Here is a 6,044-nt window from a genome sequence, read left to right as displayed (position 1 = left end):
CCGGGTAACGACGAAGGACATATTTGTTGACACGAAGGGCGGTTCGCGAACCGCCCCTACGAGGTTTGTGTGTTTCAAATATGCCAAGTTTTGAACCTCCTGCAAACCTAACAGATTACAATAACCCCCTATTTCGGCCGTTTTTCTATTTCATCCGAAATCTTGATCCATTTTGGATTGACTCTTTTCACAGTTTTAATCAGATCGAATGACAATAGAAAAAATGAGGTGCGCAGTCCGTCTCGGAAAGCGTACAATTTGATTACTAAAAAGCGGAAACGCCGACAATGTGATAAACCTTAACTCCCGGAGAATCGAATATTTGAAAATAAAACGGACGGCGTCCCAAATATCGCAAGGAAATTTAGGTGCTTTTTCGCCATGAAAACGGTCCTCTTTTCAATTAGGACGGTCATAATCGCCATTACGACCGTCCTAATCTTTGCGAGGTGCCGAGTGCACTACACATTAGCACGGTCGCAATGGCAAAGAGGACGGTCATAATTGCTGAAAACGCTCAAAAAAGGCAAAAAAGTCCCTTTTCGAGGCCCAAAAAGCGGATTAACATTTGTTTGGTTTCGGATGTCTTTTGAACCTGAAAAATACGTTTTATACAATAAGCCCCCTAAGTAGTTGAAAGATGAAAATATCTGAGGATTCTCACCAAACAGTTCACGAACATACTCATATCGGATCTCTTTTTCAAATGTTAGAACTCATCAACAAATATTTGAACCTCCGGTGCATATACCGTTCCAAAAAGCAAATCGGCATTCACATCGCCCTTTGATATTCCTAAGCTATATCTAAAAATCAGCCTATTTACCCCTTTCTTAAAAGACGAAGGAGATATTATTAACGGATAGTCTATCTCATAGACAGCACCTGGAGCCAATCGTCGTAAAACAGATGATTTCCCGGTTAACAAAATAAAAGTATCTTCCCCCCAGCCATTAAACATCTCAATTTGTGCTCCTTTTGACTTATCTAAGACTATAATCGAACCTCCTGGGTAAAAAAGCTTCTCAACTTCTGTTACATTTTTAAATTGTAACCTTACATGTACTGTATCTCCCATCAAAATAGTATCTTGGCTAAAGGATGCTGTAAAATTCATAGACTCAACAATATTTCCTTCAAACTGAGACTTGCCATGCCTACGTTCTTTTCCCCAATTTGTCGATTCAGGATAAAACCATCGACCGTCTTTTTTATTTTTTCTGGGAGAAAAACGGTAATAGCTCTTGACATTCCGTTTGCCATTGTTCGCCGGATTAAACCTTAACGACTTCAAAAGTCCCAGTATAGCACGCCTATCCTCTCCTTCCAAACTCTCTTGGGATGAAAGCGAGCAACAATAAGGCTTTCCATTTTCATCTATCAATATCATAGTCTGCAAGTACTGATTTTCATAGTTTATTTCAGACAGCCTTTCACAAATCAAGTCTGCATATTTTTTAGACGACCTCTTCAAACTTGGAGGTACAGCCCAAAATGTAACAAGAGAGTTCTCCATCCATTTCCCATACCTCTCATTAAATTCTTCAAAACAATCAGATGTATCCTTGTCAAAGAATACCCTGCGATTCATTTGTTCATCGAGAAAAAAATCAACCGGAATAACATATCTGACAGCAACTGGCCGATCTTTTTGCTTCGCCGGAGTAACAAATTTAATCAAGCGGGCAACTCGCAACGCCTCCCGATCCAAATCATCACGCACGCCACGAAGAATCTCATGTTTAACCGTATTACCGGCAGTGTCAACCCAAAATTCAACAGAAACCCGTCCCTCTACGGAATCATGAAGCGCTTCAACAGGATAAGATATATTTGATTGAATAAAGGCTTTTATATCCCCATCGAAACAAGGAGGCTCAGAAACTGCAGTAATTAAGAAGTCTTCCTGTTGAACAGAGATAGTATCTGTTTGTGCAGCAACACAAACAGACTACAACTTAATAATATATTCAACCAGTATTTCATTCTTCTATTCCCGATATTTCAACAAGCCGTTTTCGATCAGGACTGAAAGCATAGATTTTATCTCCAATAGTAAATAAATCAGAGGAAACACGTAAAGTCGCTTTTCTATCTCCATCAGAGTTCAACAAATAAACACCTTTTTTATAATCGACTATTGACAAGTCATCCTGCAGCAACCTGTAAAATCCGATTTCCTCAAAAGAGAATGTTTGCAAACGATTCAAAGATTGATCGACATCAAAGATCTGCCCTTTATCCGTGTAAATAAAATAAGTCGGAGTCCCCAACGTTTCATTGCATTTCTTAAAACCGGAGCTGTTTTTATCTTCCAAATAAAAAGGACGTTTCACCATGCCTATTATTTTGCCATCCGTTTCGATATCCCATCGATACTCCATTACGGAATCCGACTCAAACGGAGCTACCACCATCCGGTCTTCAAACAGTAAAACAGCACGTTCGTTATCCCTGTCAATCCACAAGTCCTCAACCATTTCCTTCTTTTCCGATAAAAAGTGAAAACTGATATTCTTACCTGATTTCCTATCAAAACAGGCAATAAAGGGTTTACCGATCTTAGCCCTCAGATGACTCTTGGCATAAGAATCCGAATGATTCCTTATATTATCACGATATCCATATCCATAATTAACCATATACAAATGATCCCCGTTTAAAAAGAGTACTGAGCGGGATGCTGAGCTTTCAGGAATCGGATATCCCCATTTCATATTTAGTTGCCGGTCCAGGCAAAGAAGTTGTTCCCGGTTTGCTACATAAAGCAAAGAATCATCAAGCAACACATCTGAAACGAGATCAACCACTACGTTATTTCCATAAGGAACAACAACCATTCCTGTTAAAACACCGCTTAAAACGCCTAATGCCCCCAATGCAGCAGTCGCTCTATAGTCATCAACTCCGGTTTTCATCAGAAAACTATTACCTGTTCCATCAGACAAGTTCACAGTATGAAGTCCGTCGGAGACAATCAGCCTCATCGAATCATCCAGCATTAAACTTTCATTCCAACCATACCGATGGCTGATTTCCCGCTTCCATAACATATCACCGGTATTCATATCATAGCCTTGCAATTGTCTGGAAACTCCATTCATTGTACTTCCCTTGTAAGCCAACAAACGATTACCCTGTGTATTCAATGAATAAGGGACCATTTTCTTTCCTTTCCATATCTCTGCTCCGGTCTGCAAATCAAGTAAAAAGTATTTATCCTTTGAAACAAATGACACTCCTTTATCCGTAAGTTTGGCCTCTTGTATAAAATAATTAATAGGACGTTGCCACAAGACTTTTTTATCAGGCAGAGAAATCATCCATATATCTCCGGTGTTCTTGACAGATGTCTCCTTTTTATTCAGATCGCGACCTTGTACCAAGAGCAGCGTCCCTGTAGAATCCGCACTTACAGATTGTATCCAGCAAGGAAAATCAATACATTCTCCTATTATGGCAGTACTGTCCATACGAATTCCAATCGTATCATTAAAAAAACTCTGTGCTTCACCTTTGACGAGATTCAAAGCTGCAACAACCAACAGTAAATACAATTGTCTTATTCCCATCTTAAATTTGATTATTTCCAAGTTTCGTCACTAATACATTAATATATAGAACGGTTATTCCAACAATATATTCCAAAACCTTTCCGGCAGATGAATATTCTCAACCGGGACAGCATCTCTGAATAAAGGTGCTATCTCTTCCGGGCGGAAACCAGCGATACCGCAACCGATTTCCGTTACCAGAAAAGTCAGTTCAGGATGTTCCTTGGCAAAACGGATGAACTCATCCACATAAGGGCGGATTTCTTCCACTCCTCCATGCATCGTGGGAATGCCATACGTTTGTCCCTGTAATCCGACGCCTTGCCCCCAGATTGCGCCCCATTTACGGAAGGCTAAAAGTGCTGCGCCTCCACCGTGAGAGCCTTCCAGGTTACTGCCAAACACAAATATTTCTCCTGGTTCCAGTTCCTGGATCCGATTGTCTGTAATTCGTTTCTGATTGTTTGTCTTCATCTTGTAATATTTAGTTGACAAATATATCCTTAATTATCATATATATATAAAACTCAAACGACGAAGATATATTGTTTTGAATGTAACCTAATGCCCACTGTAGGAAATATCCGAAAACAAGGACAAATGTACGAGTACAGAAATTATCCGAAAAAATCTCACAAAAGATTTGGAAGATTAGTATCTTTGTCTATCAATATTCAAAAATAGATATCCTATGAACGGCAAAATTTATCCTATCGGCATACAGAACTTTGAAAAGATTCGTGAAGACGGGTATTTCTATGTAGATAAGACAGCCTGGATTTACCAACTTGTAAAGACAGGCAGCTACTATTTTTTGAGCCGTCCGCGTCGTTTTGGGAAAAGCCTGCTGATTTCCACGCTTGAAGCCTATTTTCAGGGGAAAAAGGAGCTTTTTGAAGGGCTGGCTATGGAAAAGTTAGAAAAAGACTGGATTAAATATCCGATATTACACATTGATCTGAACACTCAGAAATATGATACACCGGAAAGCCTGGAAGATAAATTGAACGGCGTGTTATACGAATGGGAATGCCTTTACGGCACATCTCCAGCCGAGAAGTCTTTAGCGATGCGCTTTGAAGGAATTATCGAGCGGGCTTGCCGGAAAAAAGGGCAGCGCGTTGTTATTTTAGTTGACGAATATGATAAGCCGATGTTGCAAGCCATTGGCAACGAAGAACTCCAAAAAAGCTTCCGCGAAACGTTGAAATCTTTTTATGGAGCACTGAAAAGTAAAGACGGCTATATTAAGTTCGGGATGCTGACCGGAGTAACCAAATTCGGAAAAGTAAGTGTTTTCAGCGACTTGAATAACTTGGACGATATTTCGATGCGGAAAGAATACATTGAAGTTTGTGGCATAAGCGAGCAGGAGCTCCATGACAATTTAGAACAAGAACTTCATGAATTTGCAAATGCACAAAATATAACATATGAAGAGATTTGCCACAAATTGAAAATGTATTACGACGGCTATCACTTTACATATAATACTGTTGGCATCTACAATCCGTTTAGCCTGTTGAACGCATTTAAATATAAAGAATTCAGTAGTTACTGGTTCGAGACCGGCACACCGACCTATTTGGTAACACTTCTGAGACTGCATCATTACGACCTGGAACAGATGGCACATGAAGAAACCACAGCTGACGTATTAAACAGCATAGATTCAGCCTCAACCAATCCTATCCCTGTCATTTACCAGAGTGGGTATCTGACTATTAAAGGATATGACAATCGTTTTGGGACGTATCGCCTTGGATTTCCGAATCGTGAAGTCGAAGAAGGGTTCATCCGTTTTCTACTTCCTTTTTATGCAAACAACATCGACAGAGTAGAGACCAACTTTGAAATCCAAAAATTCGTTCGGGAAATAGAGGCTGGAGATTATGATTCTTTCTTCCGTCGCCTGAAAAGCTTCTTTGCTGATACACCTTACGAGTTAGCCCGTGATTTGGAGCTCCATTACCAAAACGTACTTTTCATTATATTCAAACTGGTTGGTTTCTATGTTAAGGCAGAATATCATACCAGTGAAGGACGCATCGACCTGGTTTTGCAAACCGATGAGTTTATTTACATCATGGAATTTAAACTGAACGGCACAGCAGAAGAGGCTTTACAGCAAATCAACGACAAACATTACACACAACCATTTGAAACCGACAAACGCAAACTATTTAAGATCGGAGTAAACTTCAGCGCAAAAAGCCGGAATATAGAAAAATGGATTGTTGAATAGTTACATCTCCAACAGAATCTTCCGGAACCTTTCCTGATAAACTCATCCACATAGGGGCGGATTTCTTCTACTCCGCCGTGTATCGTGGGAATGCCATACGTTTGTCCCTGTAATCCTGCGCCTTATTAATAACAGCAATAAAAATTGCAAGATATTTGAATCACGTGCAAAAAATCTCACAAAAGATTTGGAAGATTAAAATCTTTCCGTACCTTTGTCATATAACAATAGTACAATGTTTGTAT

General features: G+C 39.7%; 4 protein-coding genes. 1 reads left to right on the top strand and 3 read right to left on the bottom strand.

Going from position 1 to position 6,044, the window contains the following annotated elements:
- Positions 1-709: 709 nt before the first annotated feature.
- The 3 genes from DW083_RS10350 to DW083_RS10340 all read right to left on the bottom strand — a co-directional run bounded on the left by DW083_RS10350 (position 710) and on the right by DW083_RS10340 (position 4,028).
- Positions 710-1,831, bottom strand: a complete 1,122-nt coding sequence (locus tag DW083_RS10350) for an energy transducer TonB (protein ID WP_233552148.1) — start codon at positions 1,829-1,831, stop codon at positions 710-712.
- 151 nt (positions 1,832-1,982) lie between these two features.
- Positions 1,983-3,572, bottom strand: a complete 1,590-nt coding sequence (locus tag DW083_RS10345; protein ID WP_147382124.1) for a PQQ-binding-like beta-propeller repeat protein — start codon at positions 3,570-3,572, stop codon at positions 1,983-1,985.
- A gap of 54 nt (positions 3,573-3,626) precedes the next feature.
- On the bottom strand, positions 3,627-4,028 hold the full coding sequence (locus DW083_RS10340) for a hypothetical protein (RefSeq protein ID WP_122332321.1): 402 nt from the start codon (positions 4,026-4,028) through the stop codon (positions 3,627-3,629).
- A 217-nt stretch (positions 4,029-4,245) separates the two neighbouring features.
- Here DW083_RS10340 and DW083_RS10335 point away from each other — a divergent pair, with 217 nt between their 5' ends.
- Positions 4,246-5,799: an ATP-binding protein gene (locus DW083_RS10335; protein ID WP_122332320.1), complete on the top strand. Its 1,554-nt coding sequence runs from the start codon at positions 4,246-4,248 to the stop codon at positions 5,797-5,799.
- The last annotated feature ends 245 nt before the right edge of the window (positions 5,800-6,044 follow it).

Origin of the sequence: Parabacteroides sp. AF48-14 (assembly GCF_003477465.1) — a bacterium.
Classification (GTDB): Bacteria; Bacteroidota; Bacteroidia; order Bacteroidales; family Tannerellaceae; genus Parabacteroides; species Parabacteroides acidifaciens.
This window is presented reverse-complemented; position numbering and strand designations above follow the sequence as displayed.